Below are 14,787 nucleotides of genomic sequence, written 5' to 3'. Positions count from 1 at the left end.
AGCATGTGCCGGGCGCACGACTGCGTGGTGCTTTCACACCCCGTGTGAAAGCAGGTCCATTACTCTGCGAGACGACACGTTGGACCCGACGGAGGGCGGCATGGAGCCCAACAGCCAACTGGACGCGCTCCTTGACCAGGCAGGGATGTCCCGAGCCGGTCTTGCGGCGAGAATCAATCGATTAGGCGACCAAGCGGGGGCAACCCTGCGTTACGATCACACGGCCGTGGCGCGCTGGTTGAAAGGGCAACGGCCACGCGGCAGAGTCCCCGAGTTGATCTGCGAGGTCCTCGGGCGCCAGCTCGACAGAACCCTCACACTCAGTGACATCGGCATGGATGCCCCGGCGGGCGGCCGGCTTCCCGGACCCGCGCTCGGCTCCGAGACGGCGAGTCTGGACCGGTTCGTGGAGCGTGCCGCCTCCCTGTGGCGCTCGGACCGGGTGCACGGGGAGCAGCTCGGCCCCGCCCTGCTGACCGGCGGCGCGGCTGTCGCACCGGTGTGGGAGTGGGAGAACCCGCCCGAGGACCGGGACGTCTCGCGCACCTGCGGTGCCGAGGTCACCGGCGCGGACGTGGGCGTACTGCACGCCGCCCGCGGTCACTACGAGCACCTGTACCGCAACGCCGGGGGAGTCGCCACCCGCGGCCGGGTGGTCGGCTTCCTGCACGGCGAGGTCGCCCCGCTGCTGCGCGGGAGCTACGACGACACCACCGGCCGCGCGCTGTGCCGCGCCGCCGGCTCGCTTGCGGCCATCAGCGGCATCTGCGCCTACGACGCCGACGCGCAGGGGCTGGCCCAGCGCTACTTCCACCAGGCGCTGCGGCTGGGCAAGGCGTCCGGCGACCTGGTCTTCGGCGGATACGTGGTCGCCCTCCTCGTCAATCAGGCGCTGTTCCTCGGCGACACCCGGCATGCGCTCGCCTGCTCCGAGGCCCTGCTGCGCACCACGGGACCGCGCATCAGCGCCGCGCTCGCCACGGATGTGTACGCGATGCAGGCCGGTGCGTACGCCCGTCTCGGGGACCGGCGCAGCGCGCACGACTGCATGCGCCGGGCCGAGGCGTACTCCGGGCGCATCCGTCCCGAGGAGGAGCCCGAGGAGACCAGCTACGTCCAACCGGGACTGGTGGAGGTGCGGTTGGCCGAGGCGCTCATCCTGCTGGGAGAGCTGTCCGCGGCTGCCGAGTACGCCCAGCGGGCGGCGCGCGCGCCCGCGCACGCCCGCGGCCGGGTCAACCGGCTCGCCACCCTCACCGACGTGGCGCTGCACGCGGGGGAACCCGAACGGGCCGCGGTCACCGCTGCGGAGATGGTGGACACCGCGCAGGGCATCGAGTCGCAGCGGCTGCGCGGGCGCATGCGCAGGGTCAGAAAGCGGCTGGAGCAGCACCCCGGGACTTCGGCGGTCGAAGCGGCGAAGCTCATCGAGGACTCGCTGAGCGTGCCGTTCTGAGCCGGGGTGCGCGCTGCGCCCCTGTCAGCGGGAGCACACGACATGCTGGGATGTGCCCAACCTCCGTCGGGAAGGGGGCACATACGTGCGATGGAAGAACCTGGGTGAACACACTGTGTACGAGAACCAGTGGCTTCGGGTGAATCTGGCGGATGTGGAACTGCCCAACGGGCGCCACCTGGATCACTATCTGATCCGGCTGCGGCCCGTCGCCGCGGCAACCGCGGTCAACGAGCGCAACGAGGTGCTGCTGCTGTGGCGGCACCGCTTCATCACGGACAGCTGGGGGTGGGAACTGGCGGCGGGCGTCGTAGAGGAGGGCGAGGACCTGGTCGAGGCGGCGGCCCGGGAGATGCTGGAGGAGACCGGCTGGCGCCCCGGACCGCTCCGCCATCTGATGACCGTCGAGCCGTCCAACGGACTCACCGACGCCCGGCACCACATCTACTGGTCGCCGGGGGCCGACTACGTGGGCCCGCCGGAGGACGACTTCGAATCCGAGAAGCGCGAGTGGGTCCCGCTCAAGGAGGTGCCCGACCTCATCGCCGCCGGCGAGGTCCCCGCGGCGAACATGGCCGCGGCGCTGCTGATGCTCCACCGCGTCCGCTTCGGGTGAGCCGACCCGGGACCGCCCCTCGGCCGGTGAGGAGCGGCCCCGGGCCCCGACCCCGCGCGGGGGCGGCCTCAGCTCTTGAGGAAGTCGTCGCCGTTCTGCGCCACGTGCTCCTGGACGGCGGCGAGGGCCCGCTGGACCTCCTGCGCCGAGCCGGTGCCCTTCTGCTCCGCGTAGTAGGCGGCGCCCAGACGGCGCAGCAGGTCGTTGCCCGCGCGCTGGGCCTGGACCTCCTCCACCTTCTCCTTGCCCTGTGCGATACCCCGCTGAGCCTGTTCCTTGGCGCGGTCGAGAAAGCCTGCCATGGTCCTGCCTCCGTCGTGTACGGCTCTACCGGCCGGGTCGGCTCCGGTACACCCGTCAACGTATGCCGTGACCAGCCGGTTCCCCGCCGCCCACGGCCGCGCCGAACCGGCTGGTCAGCCCATTTCACACGATCGCCCGACGGTCCCTCGCGGTGCCGGCGGCGGTGGTGCCCGGCCGCGGCGGAGAGGGCACCCGCGGGCGCGGTTACGGTTGTCCGGTGAACGCACAGCCAGAGGCCGGGGACGGCACCGTCCGGTGGGACGAGGGAGGCCGGGAGCGGACCGCCGCGTGGCGGTCGGAGAGCGGGGCCCGGCCGCCGCGGCGGATCGCCGTCGCCGACGACCGGATGGCCGCCGACATCGCCTACAAGCTGGTCTGCGAGGGGACCGCGCTGCTGTGGCGCGGCGACTACCACGGCGCCCGGCAACTGCTGGCGGCGCTCGGCCGCCGGGTCGACCGCAAGCAGCCCAAACCGGGGGCCACGCCGCTGGAGGGCTTCCACCTCCACCGGCAGGCCCGCTCCCGCCGTGCCCGGATCCTCGGCATGCTGCTGGTCCCGCTGGAGACCGCGCCCGGCGGCTCCTACGCCGTCCCGCTGCGCCGCGCGCCGGAGGTGGGACCCGCCTGTGTGGCGGCCTACGGCGCGCCCGGCGGTGCCGTTGGCGACCTGGCGCTGGTCTCGCTGCGCGAACTGCAGGGCGTGCTCGGCGCGTACGAGTGGTGGCGCAACGGGGTGCCCGTCGACGCGCTGGGCGGCGACCGGATCCGCCCTTACCACGGGGTCTTCTCACCGGTGCGCGGCGAGTACGTCGACCTGGTCGCGCGGGCTCCGCTGCCGGACCGGCCGGCTGCCGGGCTGCTGGCCTTCGACGTCGGCACCGGGACGGGCGTGCTGGCGGCGGTGCTGGCCCGGCGCGGTGTGGGCCGGGTGATCGCCACCGATCTGGGCGAGCGGGCGGTGGAGTGCGCGCGCGAGAACGCCGCGCGGCTCGGCGTGGCGCAGGTGGTCGAGGTCGTACGGTCCGACCTGTTCCCACCCCCGGACGCCGGGCGCGCTGACCTCGTCGTCTGCAACCCGCCGTGGCTGCCCGCCAAACCGACCTCCGTACTGGAGCAGGCGGTCTACGACCACGACAGCCGCATGCTGCGGGGATTCCTCGCGGGGCTGGCCGAGCGGCTCGCGTCCGGCGGCGAGGGCTGGCTGATCCTCTCCGACCTCGCCGAGCACCTGGGGCTGCGCCCCCGCGAGCAGTTGCTGGAGTGGATCGCGGAGGCCGGACTGGAGGTGGCCGGCCGGCTCGACGCCCGGCCCCGGCACGGCAGGGCGGAGGACCCGGAGGCGCCCCTGCACGCGGCCCGGGCCGCCGAGACGACGCGGCTGTGGCGGCTGCGCCCGGCGGCAGGCTGAACCGCCGGCTGCCCCGGCGTACCTGCCGTACCCGCCGCCTCGGCAGCCCCCGCCGCCTCGGCAGCCCCTGCCGGAGCGGCTGCACCGGCCACCCGCCGCGGTGGGCCCGCCCGGCCGCGCGTCAGCCCTTCGGCCCCGCCGACCGGTGCCGGACCCAGACGTTGGGCTCCACATAGACGGCGTGCCCCCGCACCGGATCGCAGTGCACCGGTGCCAGCGCACCCGGCACCCGCACCTCTCCCGCACGGTCGAAGGGCAGCCCCGTCCACTCCCGCCACCGGGCGAGGGACGCGCTCACCGTCATGGACGCCGGCGCGATCTTCTCCACGGTGCCGCCCGCGCGCACGTGTACCCGCAGCCACGGGTCGACGGGCAGTCCGTCGGCGCGCAGTTCGCTGATGTGGTCGGCCATCGGCAGGTCCGGCCGCTCCTGCTTGGCCGTGGGGCGCACCGGGGCCACCAGTTCCCGGTGCCCCTGCCGGTGCGCCGCCGCGCGCAGCCCTTCCAGCATCCGGTAGGAGAGTCCACGGCCCCGGTGTGCCGGGTCGACGGTGATCTCCAGCGCGCTCACCGCCGTGGCCGGACGGCCGCGCCGCCGGTCGGCGCAGGCCCACGTCAGCACCCTGTCCCACCCTTGGTCGGGGGTCTCCTCGCGCCCGGACGAGTCGGCGTCGAAGGGCACGCCGTACCCGCGCGCCACCACGCGGTCCCCGTCCGTGGCGACGACGCAGTACTCCGGGAAGTCCTGCGGGACCTGCGGGAGCAGTGTGTCGGCGGCGAGATCGTGTCCGACGAAGGCCGGCCAGTCGTCGGAGATCTCGTAGAGCCTGCCGGTCAGTTCGGGGCGATCGGCGAGGCGGGTGACCTCGACGGTGTCGGAGCTGTGGGGTGTCATGAACCGGACGTTTCCACAGGCGGTGGCGCGCGGGCCACGGATTTGTGCGGAGCGGCCGCATGCGGCCTCGGCGGCCTTCCCGCGGCGGAGCCCTGTTCGACAGAGGGAAGGGGCTGGGGACTTTCGGGGACCGGGGCCGTCGGGGGTATGCAACGCCTGTCCTTTATGGTGCAGTTGGTTACTCTCGCGGTGGTTGGGATTGATTTCCCACCCTATAGTGGAGTACCGTGCCGCGCCGGCCCCTCGTTGTTCCTGTCATGGCGACTCTGTGCCGACCTGCTGTACAGGTCCCGCCACACGTGATCACGTTGGCGGACACGCTCGCACTGGCGCGCTCCCAGCACGCGGAACACCCTCAACTCCCGCTCGTGCTGCGGCTGATCGAGAACACCGGCGTGCGGACCAGACACCTCGTCCAACCACTGGAGCTGACCCTCCGCCACCCCGGCTTCGCGGAGCGGAACTCGGTGTACGAGGCGGAGGCCAAGGCCCGGGTGCCGCGGGTCGTCGGCCGGGCGCTGGCCGCCGCCGAACTGGAGGCCCAGGAGATCGACCTCATCGTCTACGTCTCCTGCACCGGTTTCATGATGCCCTCGCTGACGGCCTGGCTGATCAACACGCTGGGGTTCCGCTCCACGACCCGTCAACTGCCCATCGCGCAGCTGGGCTGCGCGGGCGGCGGAGCGGCGATCAACCGGGCTCAGGACTTCTGCACGGCCTATCCCGAGGCCAACGCGCTGATCGTCGCGTGTGAGTTCTGCTCCCTGTGCTACCAGCCCACCGATGTCGGCGTCGGCGCGCTGCTCTCGGACGGCCTCTTCGGGGACGGGGTGGCGGCAGCCGTGGTCCGCGGCTCGGGCGGCACGGGCATCCGGCTGCTGCGCAACGGCTCCTATCTGATCCCGGACACCGAGGAGTGGATCTCCTACGACGTGCGCTCCACCGGCTTCCACTTCCTGCTGGACAAGCGGGTGCCCTCGACCATGGGCCCGCTGGCGCCCGCGCTGTGCGAGCTCGCCGCACGACACGGCTGGGACGCCTCCGAGCTGGACTTCTACATCGTGCACGCGGGCGGTCCGCGGATCCTGCTGGACCTGGGGAAGTACCTGGAGGTGCCGCAGCACGCCTTCCGGTTCAGCCGGGCCACGCTGACGGAGTACGGCAACACCGCCAGCGTCGTCGTCCTGGACGCCCTCCGCAGGCTGTTCGACGAGGGCGGACCCGGGGAGGGCGCGCGCGGACTGCTGGCCGGGTTCGGCCCCGGCATCACCGCCGAGATGGCACTGGGCTGTTGGGAGGGCACCGCGGCCCAGGCCGACCCGGCGGACGCCGCCCGGCAGCGCCCCGGGACCCGGCACGGACAGGGGTCCGCCGGGACGACCGGGAAGCCCCCCGGGCCCCGCCCGGAGAACCCACCGGAAGGGGCGCTGAGCCCGTCATGACCCGTACCGGAGCAGTGGAGCCCGGCCCCGAGCGCCGGCCCCTGCCGCGCAGCGGCCTGGTCCTGCCGCCGGGCCGGGGCCGCACCCTGCGCACCGCCGCCCAGCAGGTGACCTTCAAGGTGACCGGGCAGCACTCGCGGGCCGCCTCCAGCTTCGAGGTGGTCGTCCCGCCCGGCTTCGACGTGGGCGCCCATGTGCACACCCGCAGCGAGGAACTCTTCTACGTGCTGGAGGGCGAGCTGGAGCTGCTCGCCTTCGAACCCCGGGCGCGCACCCGGGACGGCTGGCGGGAGTGGGAGTCGGCCGCCGGGGACCGCCCCGTGCGCGCCACCGGGGGCACCACCGTGCTGGTGCCGCCGGGCTGCCCGCACGCCTTCGCCAATCCGACCGGTTCCCCGGCGCGGATGTTCTTCCAGTCGGCACCGCCGCCCGACCACGAGCGGTACTTCGACGAACTGCTGGACATCCTGGCCGCGGACGGCCCGCCGGACGAGGCGGCCGTCGCCGAACTGCGGGCCCGCTACGACATCGAGCAGCTCACCCCGCTCCGGCACGGCCCGCCCCCGGGACCGGTGCCGAAGGGCGCACCGGACCGGATCGAGGAGGGATGACCATGGCGCAGTGCCCGCTCTACGACCTGCCGGCCGATCCGCCGGAGCTGGAGTTCGACCCGTTCCTGCGGGCGGCCCTGGAAAGCCCGCCGACCCGCATCCGGCTGCCGCACGGTGAGGGGGACTGCTGGCTGGTGACGCGGTACGACGACGTCCGCTTCGTCACCTCGGACCCCCGGTTCAGCCGGGACATCGTCGGCCGCCCCACTCCGCGCATGACCAGGCATCTGATCCCGCTCGACCGCGCCGTCAGCTTCGTCGACCCGCCCGAGCACGCGCGGGTGCGTTCCGTGGTGGCGCCGGTGTTCGGCAGCGGCGCGGTCGAGCGCCTCCGGCCCCGGGTCCGGGCGCTCGTGGCGGAGCTGGTGGACGGGATGCTGGCGGCGGGACCCCCGGCCGACGTGGTGCGCCACGTCGTCTCGCCGCTGCCGCTGGCCGTGGTGGGGGAGCTGCTGGGGGTACCGCCCGAGGACCGCCTCCGGGTGCGCGACTGGGCCTCGACGCTGCTGACCCGCGCCTCGGACGACGCGGCGGCCGAACGGGCCCGGCAGGTGAAGGCGGCGGCCCGGCAGTACTTCCTGGAACTGGCGGAGCTGCGCAGGTCCCGGCCGTCCGGCGACCTGATGACGCGGATGGTGGCGGCGGTGGACGCCGGGCGCATCGACGAGGAGGAACTGCTCGCGCTGGCCACCCTGATCGGGCTCAACGGGTGGCACGCGGTGCGCAACAACACCGCCAACATGGTCTACCTGCTGCTGACCCGGCCCGAGCTGCGCGAACGGCTGCGCGCCGAACCGGAGTCCGTGCCGCGCGCCGTCGAGGAGCTGCTGCGGTGGATCCCGCACAAGCACGGTGTGGGGCAGCCCAGGATCGCCACCGAGGACGTCGAGGTGGGCGGTGTGCTCGTGCGCCGCGGCGAGGTGGTGCAGGTGTCCTACGTGGCGGCGGGCCGCGACCCGCGCCGGTTCCCCGACCCGGACGCGGTCGACATCGACCGCCAGGGCCCCCCGCACCTGGCCTTCGGGCACGGGCCGCACCACTGCGTGGCACCGCTGCTGGCCCGGATGGAGGCCGAGGAGCTGCTGTCGGCTCTGCTGCGCCGGCTGCCGGGGCTGCGGTCGGCCGTGCCCGCCGAGGAGATCGCCTGGCAGGGCAGTGTGCTCATCCGAGGGCCGGTCGGGCTTCCGGTCACCTGGTGAACCCGGCGGCGGCCGGTTGCGGGGCGCGTGCAGCTGCCCGCGCGGGCCTGCCGAGCCTCCCGTCCGGCAGCCGGACGGGAAACGGCCGCACCCGGTCCGGACGGGACTCGGTCGGAGTCCCGCGGACCGGGTGCGGCCGTTCGTACCCGCGGAAGGGTGACCTGCGGGCCGGGTCAGCGACCCGCGGCGTTGCTTGCAGCGGATCGCTGAAACGGTCTTTCCCATGTGACTGGCGATGGCGCGAGGCGGTCCTCATCGAGTGTCCTGCGGACTGTGCGCGGACCGACCTCTGCTTGGCGTTGTCCCCACTGAAGACGGACATATTTGTCTGTTGTGCAGTTTCAGCCCCAGGGGAGCGACCGGACAACGGTGACGGTTAGGTGGCGGCAGCGAATGCGCTCGTCGAGCCAGTGGACGACCTTCGGTCCGTCCAACACTTCAAGCAGCTCCCGACAGCGCGTTATGCCACCTGTCAGGGGCTCTACCACGATCAAGTGGTTGTCCACGGCGACCGGCTGGTGACCTTGAACGAGAACTCCTGTCCCCCGGGTACCTCCTTTGGCTCCTTGTCCTGGCCTGGACGTACGACGGATGACCACGAAAGGGGGATCCACCAAGCGACCGCTGAACCGACGCTTGCGCTGCGGAAGTCCAGTCTCCCCTTGGCCCGGCAATTCCTTCGCCGTGAGATAGGGAACTTCCGGTCCATCGTGCGGATCTCGGTTGTCGACTACAGGGCCGACTCCGACACGGAAATGATCACCTATGGCACTGTCCGAAGCAGCGGTAGACAACGGCCACCAGGCGACCTCGCCGGGGTGGCCGCTGGCTTGTCGTAGGGCGGAGAGCAGGAAGACATCGACGTCGGTGTAATTGTCGAAGAGACCGTGTGGGCGGATTTCCTCCATCCGCATCCGATCGGCGAGCCAATCACGCCATGCCCGGTAACGGCTCCCGCTGCGCAGTACATCGGGCAAGATGGCGAAGAGCCTTCCGCCGGGGGCCATTGCAGCTGACGCCTGAGCGGTAAACGTCGCCGCCAAGGACGTCCGACCTGTCGACCATGTACAACTGGGGAGGGCCGCATCCGTGCCGTAGGGGGGGTTCAAGAGCAGCCGACCTCGGAAGCCACGGCCTTCAGAGGCGTTACTCAACGCCTGCAGACCGTCGCCGACCTGCACCCGTGGGAAGGCGGTGCGCCATCGGTGTTGCATGAGCGGGGCGTCGGATCCGACAGCCCGGTGACGTTCCAGGACGGCAAGGATCAGTCGCATGCGGGCCACGGAGACGAACGGAGCGTGCATGTCGTGGCCCTTTACCCAGCGGTTCCACAGAGTGAGTGTTTGTGCTGGTGTCGTCCCGAGGGGGAACTGCGCAGTTCCGGCGATGAGTAGGTCACCGCCGCCGCAGGTGGGGTCCCAGATCACCGGTGTGCGCCCAGACTTTCCGCTGTGTGACAGGAGTCCTTCAAACGACTGCCGAACGTCACCTGTGGTGAAAAAGGAGCCGGTGGCGCGGCGATCGGCTCGCGAGACGCTGCGACGCAGCGCCGCCGACGCCTGACCGTTGAGTGCCTGTGTCACGTCGTCCGTCACACGGCTCCAACGGCCTGAGGCCACGTCCGTAACCAAGGTCTCAAGCTGACGTGCGTAGACGTCGTAAGCTGCAATGCTCATCTGGTCCCCTCCTGTTGATCCGGAAGGGGAGGTGTCCTGGATCAAGTGTCTGGAATGGCTGCGGTGTCATTCTGCAGCAGGGGCATGGGGGGTGGGAGCGGATCACGGAGTCCCCCTGGCCCTAGGCCTCATCAGTGGCTTCCTCCAAGTCGATTTTCTCGGGTGTCTTGCGGGGAGGGGGGATGGGGAGTCGGCACTGTGGGTTGGCGACGGTTCCGCCGTTGACGAACGACAAGTGTGTTTCCAGCGGTGGGTCGAAGCGCAGCCCTGACTGAACGCGGGTCACTTTCACGCTGCCTGCACAGGACCGGCCGGATTTGCGGCCTGCTGCTGGTAGCACTGCCAGGTGCCGGTCGGTAACCAGTCTTTTGTCCTCATGGCAGTGAACGGACAGCTGCGTGCATGCAATGTGGGCGTCTGGGGCTGCAGATCGCACCCCCGCCATGATCTCCTGGTGCGGGTTGGCGGGGCGGAGCCCGCCCCGGATGGAGAAGATGACCAGCTGGGGAACCACCAGTTTGGTCAGCTCCTCGGCAAAAGCCCGCGGTTCGGCCTTGCCAGGGAGTCCTCCGTGGTGAGGGAAGACCAGGACTGGTGCCGACAGCTGATGACTGTTCTGCTGAATGTGTTTGAGCGCAACCGCGTCCATGTCCGCCGCGAGCAGAACGGCAGGCTTCTCGTCCAGGTGAACACGGACCACGATGGATACGGTATTGGTGTCGAGCTTGCCGAAGTCTGGAGAGGTCTCCGTGGGGCCGGTACCGGCCATCAGAAAGCTAGGGTGGCAGACTTCGAGCCTCGCCCTGCCGCAGTACAACGTCTGTGACGTCTCCGTGTGCAGCATCTGGTGCCCGCCGAAGCCGCCGCGGCGATATCGCGTGAAGACGGCTCGGAGGAGTCGGGCCCAGATTCGGCTGTCCTTCTTCGCGTCTGGGTTGAACCACGCGGTTCCCACCGTGCGCAATGGATCGAGCAAGATCTGCGGGCCGCCGCCTGCGTGATCCTGGTCCGAATGGGAGATGACCAGGTGCTCGATGTGCTCGCAACCGACGCGATCCAGTTCGCGCTGGACGATACCGCCCGGGGCTGCGTCGATGACGGCACAAGTCGTGCCATCTCGGACTACAGCGGAGTTGCCGTGCCCAACGTCCAGGACGGAAACAGCTAACTCTGACTCTGAACTCTGGCTGGGCGGCAGGTCCGGGGGAGCGGTCGGATCGGTCATGGGGTGAGCCACTCCTGCGGCAGGTCGGGAGCGAGGACGATGTTGCGGTAGAAGAGGTCGGAGGCATCCTTCGCGTAGCAATTGACCTCGGCCTCAAGCCACCGGCCTGGCAACTCTTCCGGTCGGAGGCCCGTTGCCTCCTCGATGGGGCGCAACGGCATCCAGACGGAGGAGTCGATCTTCCAGCCGACTACGATGACCTTTGCTCTGGGTTCCTCCCCGCCGGACCGCACGTCGAGAACTTCGATCGGGGTGGTGAAGGCACGCCGTTCCCTCGTGAGGTTACCCGCGAGCTCGTCCAGGGTGTATCGGAGCGCATCGACCACCGTGTCGGAGGCGTCGCTCTTGTCAACGACGCTTGGGATGCCCTCTCGCCAGCGTAGAATCGCCCCGTTCTGATCGGTATTGACGTGGCTGCTGATGAGGACGGCGGGTAACGGTGTGCCAGTTCGCTGGTTGGCCTTGCACACCAGTTCCGCTCCGGTGAAGCGGGCATTGCCCCGTCCGCCGAGGATGTGGTCGCACACCACGGCGTCGTAGCGATCGCCGAGAGAGGCGAGGAACGTGTCGGCGTCCTGGCCGGGGGTGAACTCGGTGATCATCTCCGTGTGGAAGCCCGCGTCTTGGAGTGGATGGGTGATGCTGCTCGCGTCCATGTCATCGTCATCAATGACCACGACGGAGGATCCTTCTGTTAACGGACGTACGTTCACATGGCCCCCACAGCTCGTGCCCCTTGACCTCCGGCGTCTTGGACCGGAAGCCAGACCATGATACGCGCGCCACCCAACTCGCTGTGCTTCTCGGCTTCTTGGGTGCCTCCGAGGTCTGCGACGATGTCACGGACGATCGTGAGCCCCAATCCAGTTCCGTTGTCGCGTGTCGTCTTGCCCGGGAGCCAGATCGCGCGCAGTGAGATGTCCTTGATTCCGGGGCCCGAGTCATCGACACAGAGGCAAAGTCGAGTCATGGCTCCCTCCGCGACCAAGTGCGTTCGGATGCGGATTGTGCGCTCGGGGCGGATGGCGTCCGTACGCGTAAAGGCATGCGCGGCGTTAACGATCAAGTTGGACAGGATCGACTCGATGTCGGCGATTGTGCTGCGGACGATCGCTCCCTCCGCAGCCAGATCGTACTCAACCTGGATTCCCCGCTCGTCGAGATAGCGGGAGAACAGGCGAACGATTATCGGGCACTCTCGGTCGAAGTCGACTTCGGTTATCTGCCGCTTATTCTTAGCTAGGAGGGCCAACGGCAGGCGGGCGAAGGTCTCCAGGGTCTTGGCGCTGTCGACTGAGTTTTCGACCGACGAGTGGAATCTTTCTTTGTACTCGTCCTCCGAGACATATTGTTTGACTCGGCGACTGACCGTTTTTACCTCGTTGATGATGCGGGCTGCCGGCTTCATCGCCTCGTGGGCGAAGACTGCAGTGCTGGTGCCGACTGTGGCCAGAGTGCGATAGAGGAGGAGATCTTCGCGAAGCGCTTCAATTTCCTGGCGCTGCGAGTCAAATACCTCGGACGCTCGATCGGTGAAGGACTCCAGCACCGCGGAACCAGCGACTCCGTCGAGCGTTGGAGTATCGGGGTCTTTCGGGCTGACGGCATCCAGAAGTTTGCGGAACTGCTCCTCAGCTTCCTTGACCCGGTTCCGCGCCTTCGGTGCCGCGCCGATGCGCCGTTGTTCCCGCAGTTCGAGTCGCTGTTCCGCTGACCAATCCAGGGCGCGTTTGGCGAACTCCTGAAGTTCCAGGAAATGCGTATTGTCTACGAAGCCGCTGCGGTCTGTCTTGGGCTGGAGAAGATTTTCGGGATCCATGACACGAATCCGCCCCACGGAATTGTTCGTGGACGGGCGCACCTCGGGACTCGCTGCGCGGCGCAAGTTGATTACCAGCCAGTCGTTCCCCACGTCGCCGTAGGGCTGCACGCGCAGTTCCCGATGGTAGAGATGAATTCCGCCAACCTGTTTAAGCCATTTCCTGATCTTTTCTGTGGGCTGCTGCGCGAGACGAACTTCCTTGGATGCTCCGGGGTTTAGGTTGAACATCCACATTTCGAAACTGGCAGGCGGGGCGGAGAATTCTAGAGGTGCGCCGCTGGTACCACGCCCCTGACGCTTCTTCCCCACATCGTCGTGCCCTGCCGACTTGACTTTTTCACCACGCCAGTTGTAGAGCGTTGCGGAGGCTTGACCCTGCTCATCAAGTTCGGCCATGAGTCGATATTCGACCCATTGGAGCAGATCTGCTGTGATCACCCTGGAGAGGTTTTCGAACTGTGTGGAATCACAGGTCACCCGAAACGCTGAATTTTCGGCAAACGGGCCCGTTAACATGAGTATCGATCGAGCCAAACGATCGGCATCCTGCAGAGTGATTTCTTGGCGGAGACCTGTGATTTCGACAGTCGTGCCCTTGGTGCCCTCGCACTTGGTGCTTTCGATTGCCAGAGGGACGTCTTCCACGGCATCGGAAGCGTCGATGCGATTCCAGTCGATAGTCAGCACGTGCTCGGTGTCCAGTTGATCCTGGGAGCGTGTGCGTACGGTGACGTGGGTGCCGAGGCGCAGGGCGGCAATTCTACCAAGCCCCTTCTCGCCCACTTTTCGCCGGCCGGTGGGTGTGTGGGTATCCGAGGACTTTCCGGACTTTCCTACGAGGAGAAAGCCATTGGCGAGCTGGTCCGCCGTCATGCCTTCACCATTGTCTGACACGATGAGTGCGCCACCGGGTTGCTCGGCTTCGCTTATCTCTAGGTGGCAGAGTTTGGCGTCCGCATCGTAGGCATTGCGGACGAGTTCCATGATGCCCAAGTCCGCGTGAGGTACCAGTTCTTCACCGAGCCGGGCAAGGATCTCTGGAGCGAAACGGAGGCGGTGCTGAGTCAAGGCGTTCCTCCTGTATGGCGCAACCAAGGCGCCGCCGCTCGGTCAATCGGGCAGGCCATCGGGACAGCTTAGCCGTCTCCCCTCGGGCGAGCATGAGGAACGGGAAGCCACATGCCCAGCGAGGCCTCTCGGGGAGGTCGTTCGAGTGATCGGTAGTACAGGGCATCTTGCTGTCAGGGCATGGGCCTGCTCGTAGGCCCATGCCCTGCCGGCCAGCTGGTACTCGTGCACGGGGATCGGGTCGATTCCATGCCTCATGCGGGCGGTGCACAGACGACCGTCGAGGTGGTCGATCTCGTGGTGGATGAGGCGGGCGAGGCCGCGTTCGTACACCGCAGTGACGGTCTCGCCGGTCAGCGACGTGGTCTCGACGGCGATCTGCAGGGGGCGGGGGACGAGGCCGCGGACGTCGAAGAAGCTCAGGCAGCCTTCGTACTGCTCGTTCATCTCGTCGGAGCTCTCGGTGATCTTCGGATTGAGCAGGAGGACGGCGGGAGCGTCACCTGGAGGATGGACGATGGCCACGGTACGGCTGATGCCGATGTGCGGGGCGGCGATGCCCATCCCCTTGGCGAAGGGGTGGACCTGACCGATCCGGTCCGTGGCGGCGAACAATTCGTCTGTGATGCGTTCGGCCTCGCAGCGTTCGGAGGGTAGATCGAGGGCGCGGGCCGGTTCGGCGAGGATGCCGGCACCATGTTGAACGACTCCGAGGTCTCGCATGTGCTGGCTGGGCCGCATGTCCATCACCTGAACCCCCCTTGATCTGTGTCGCGTTCGGGCCGTGCCCGGAAGTCGGGTAGCCGGAGCACATTGCTGTACTCCGGCCCCCTCAGAACCGTGCGTGCCACTCGTCGCGGCACACGGCTCAAGCAAGCCGTGACGGCTGCGCTGAAGTGTCCTGGGTCGTCTGACCCGGGACCACTGGGCCTCTACCCACCTGCTCAGTGGCATGGAGGCGCCGGTGACAGTGAACCTCTTTCATCCTGTGCTGTAGAGGTGAAATGGGCTGGTCAGCGAGGGTGGTGACGCGGCAGAGCCCCTCGTCGTTGGCGTGGTGATCTCA

At 68.7% G+C, this 14,787-nt stretch carries 13 protein-coding genes; 6 read left to right on the top strand and 7 right to left on the bottom strand.

What is annotated here, in order from left to right:
• Nucleotides 1–100: 100 nt before the first annotated feature.
• Nucleotides 101–1,456 (top strand): transcriptional regulator, encoded by a 1,356-nt coding sequence (locus ACFYNS_RS10790; RefSeq protein WP_360293781.1) that lies wholly within the window; start codon nucleotides 101–103, stop codon nucleotides 1,454–1,456.
• Nucleotides 1,457–1,541: 85 nt separating this feature from the next.
• The gene (locus tag ACFYNS_RS10785) at nucleotides 1,542–2,072 is read left to right on the top strand and encodes an NUDIX hydrolase (RefSeq protein ID WP_026004291.1); all 531 of its coding nucleotides are present in this window, start codon (nucleotides 1,542–1,544) and stop codon (nucleotides 2,070–2,072) included.
• Nucleotides 2,073–2,140: 68 nt separating this feature from the next.
• Here the strand turns inward: ACFYNS_RS10785 and ACFYNS_RS10780 are convergent, their stop codons facing one another.
• The gene (locus tag ACFYNS_RS10780) at nucleotides 2,141–2,374 is read right to left on the bottom strand and encodes a hypothetical protein (RefSeq protein ID WP_360293783.1); all 234 of its coding nucleotides are present in this window, start codon (nucleotides 2,372–2,374) and stop codon (nucleotides 2,141–2,143) included.
• Nucleotides 2,375–2,592: 218 nt separating this feature from the next.
• Between ACFYNS_RS10780 and ACFYNS_RS10775 the strand changes: the two genes are divergently transcribed.
• Entirely contained in the window at nucleotides 2,593–3,783 is a 1,191-nt protein-coding gene (locus ACFYNS_RS10775) for a class I SAM-dependent methyltransferase (protein WP_360293786.1), read from the top strand.
• 121 nt (nucleotides 3,784–3,904) lie between these two features.
• On the opposite strand, the gene ACFYNS_RS10770 is transcribed toward ACFYNS_RS10775, so the two are convergent.
• Nucleotides 3,905–4,678: an N-acetyltransferase gene (locus ACFYNS_RS10770; RefSeq protein WP_360293789.1), complete on the bottom strand. Its 774-nt coding sequence runs from the start codon at nucleotides 4,676–4,678 to the stop codon at nucleotides 3,905–3,907.
• 257 nt (nucleotides 4,679–4,935) lie between these two features.
• Between ACFYNS_RS10770 and ACFYNS_RS10765 the strand changes: the two genes are divergently transcribed.
• The 3 genes from ACFYNS_RS10765 to ACFYNS_RS10755 are packed head-to-tail and all read left to right on the top strand — an operon-like array spanning nucleotide 4,936 to nucleotide 7,930.
• Nucleotides 4,936–6,120 carry a type III polyketide synthase gene (locus tag ACFYNS_RS10765; protein WP_388602138.1) on the top strand — a complete coding sequence of 395 codons (1,185 nt, stop codon included), beginning with the start codon at nucleotides 4,936–4,938 and terminating at the stop codon, nucleotides 6,118–6,120.
• Nucleotides 6,117–6,731, top strand: coding sequence for a cupin domain-containing protein (locus ACFYNS_RS10760; RefSeq protein ID WP_360293795.1), 615 nt, complete (start codon nucleotides 6,117–6,119; stop codon nucleotides 6,729–6,731). Before ACFYNS_RS10765 ends, ACFYNS_RS10760 begins: the two co-directional genes overlap by 4 nt.
• Entirely contained in the window at nucleotides 6,728–7,930 is a 1,203-nt protein-coding gene (locus ACFYNS_RS10755; protein WP_360293798.1) for a cytochrome P450, read from the top strand. Before ACFYNS_RS10760 ends, ACFYNS_RS10755 begins: the two co-directional genes overlap by 4 nt.
• 341 nt (nucleotides 7,931–8,271) lie before the next feature.
• Here ACFYNS_RS10755 and ACFYNS_RS10750 read toward each other — a convergent pair whose 3' ends face one another.
• From ACFYNS_RS10750 to ACFYNS_RS10730, 5 genes are all read right to left on the bottom strand, one after another.
• Nucleotides 8,272–9,606 carry a hypothetical protein gene (locus ACFYNS_RS10750; RefSeq protein WP_388602134.1) on the bottom strand — a complete coding sequence of 445 codons (1,335 nt, stop codon included), beginning with the start codon at nucleotides 9,604–9,606 and terminating at the stop codon, nucleotides 8,272–8,274.
• Between the two features lie 121 nt (nucleotides 9,607–9,727).
• Entirely contained in the window at nucleotides 9,728–10,831 is a 1,104-nt protein-coding gene (locus ACFYNS_RS10745; RefSeq protein ID WP_388602131.1) for a ComEC/Rec2 family competence protein, read from the bottom strand.
• On the bottom strand, nucleotides 10,828–11,508 hold the full coding sequence (locus ACFYNS_RS10740; RefSeq protein ID WP_388602130.1) for a response regulator: 681 nt from the start codon (nucleotides 11,506–11,508) through the stop codon (nucleotides 10,828–10,830). The genes ACFYNS_RS10745 and ACFYNS_RS10740 overlap by 4 nt, the downstream gene beginning before the upstream one ends.
• A 32-nt stretch (nucleotides 11,509–11,540) precedes the next feature.
• Entirely contained in the window at nucleotides 11,541–13,721 is a 2,181-nt protein-coding gene (locus ACFYNS_RS10735) for an ATP-binding protein (protein ID WP_388602128.1), read from the bottom strand.
• 42 nt (nucleotides 13,722–13,763) lie between these two features.
• Nucleotides 13,764–14,468, bottom strand: a complete 705-nt coding sequence (locus ACFYNS_RS10730; RefSeq protein ID WP_388602126.1) for a peptide deformylase — start codon at nucleotides 14,466–14,468, stop codon at nucleotides 13,764–13,766.
• Between the last annotated feature and the right edge of the window lie 319 nt (nucleotides 14,469–14,787).

Origin of the sequence: Streptomyces sp. NPDC006925 (assembly GCF_042869575.1) — a bacterium.
Taxonomy (GTDB): domain Bacteria; phylum Actinomycetota; class Actinomycetes; order Streptomycetales; family Streptomycetaceae; genus Streptomyces.
This window is presented reverse-complemented; position numbering and strand designations above follow the sequence as displayed.

What these genes read in the sequence shown, in the direction of transcription:
- ACFYNS_RS10790 (WP_360293781.1), top strand. Translation starts at nt 101, where the DNA reads ATGGAGCCCAACAGCCAACTGGACGCGCTCCTTGACCAGGCAGGGATG.
- ACFYNS_RS10780 (WP_360293783.1), bottom strand. Translation starts at nt 2,374, where the DNA reads ATGGCAGGCTTTCTCGACCGCGCCAAGGAACAGGCTCAGCGGGGTATC.
- ACFYNS_RS10770 (WP_360293789.1), bottom strand. Translation starts at nt 4,678, where the DNA reads ATGACACCCCACAGCTCCGACACCGTCGAGGTCACCCGCCTCGCCGAT.
- ACFYNS_RS10765 (WP_388602138.1), top strand. Translation starts at nt 4,936, where the DNA reads ATGGCGACTCTGTGCCGACCTGCTGTACAGGTCCCGCCACACGTGATC.
- ACFYNS_RS10760 (WP_360293795.1), top strand. Translation starts at nt 6,117, where the DNA reads ATGACCCGTACCGGAGCAGTGGAGCCCGGCCCCGAGCGCCGGCCCCTG.
- ACFYNS_RS10755 (WP_360293798.1), top strand. Translation starts at nt 6,728, where the DNA reads ATGACCATGGCGCAGTGCCCGCTCTACGACCTGCCGGCCGATCCGCCG.
- ACFYNS_RS10750 (WP_388602134.1), bottom strand. Translation starts at nt 9,606, where the DNA reads ATGAGCATTGCAGCTTACGACGTCTACGCACGTCAGCTTGAGACCTTG.
- ACFYNS_RS10745 (WP_388602131.1), bottom strand. Translation starts at nt 10,831, where the DNA reads ATGACCGATCCGACCGCTCCCCCGGACCTGCCGCCCAGCCAGAGTTCA.
- ACFYNS_RS10730 (WP_388602126.1), bottom strand. Translation starts at nt 14,468, where the DNA reads ATGGACATGCGGCCCAGCCAGCACATGCGAGACCTCGGAGTCGTTCAA.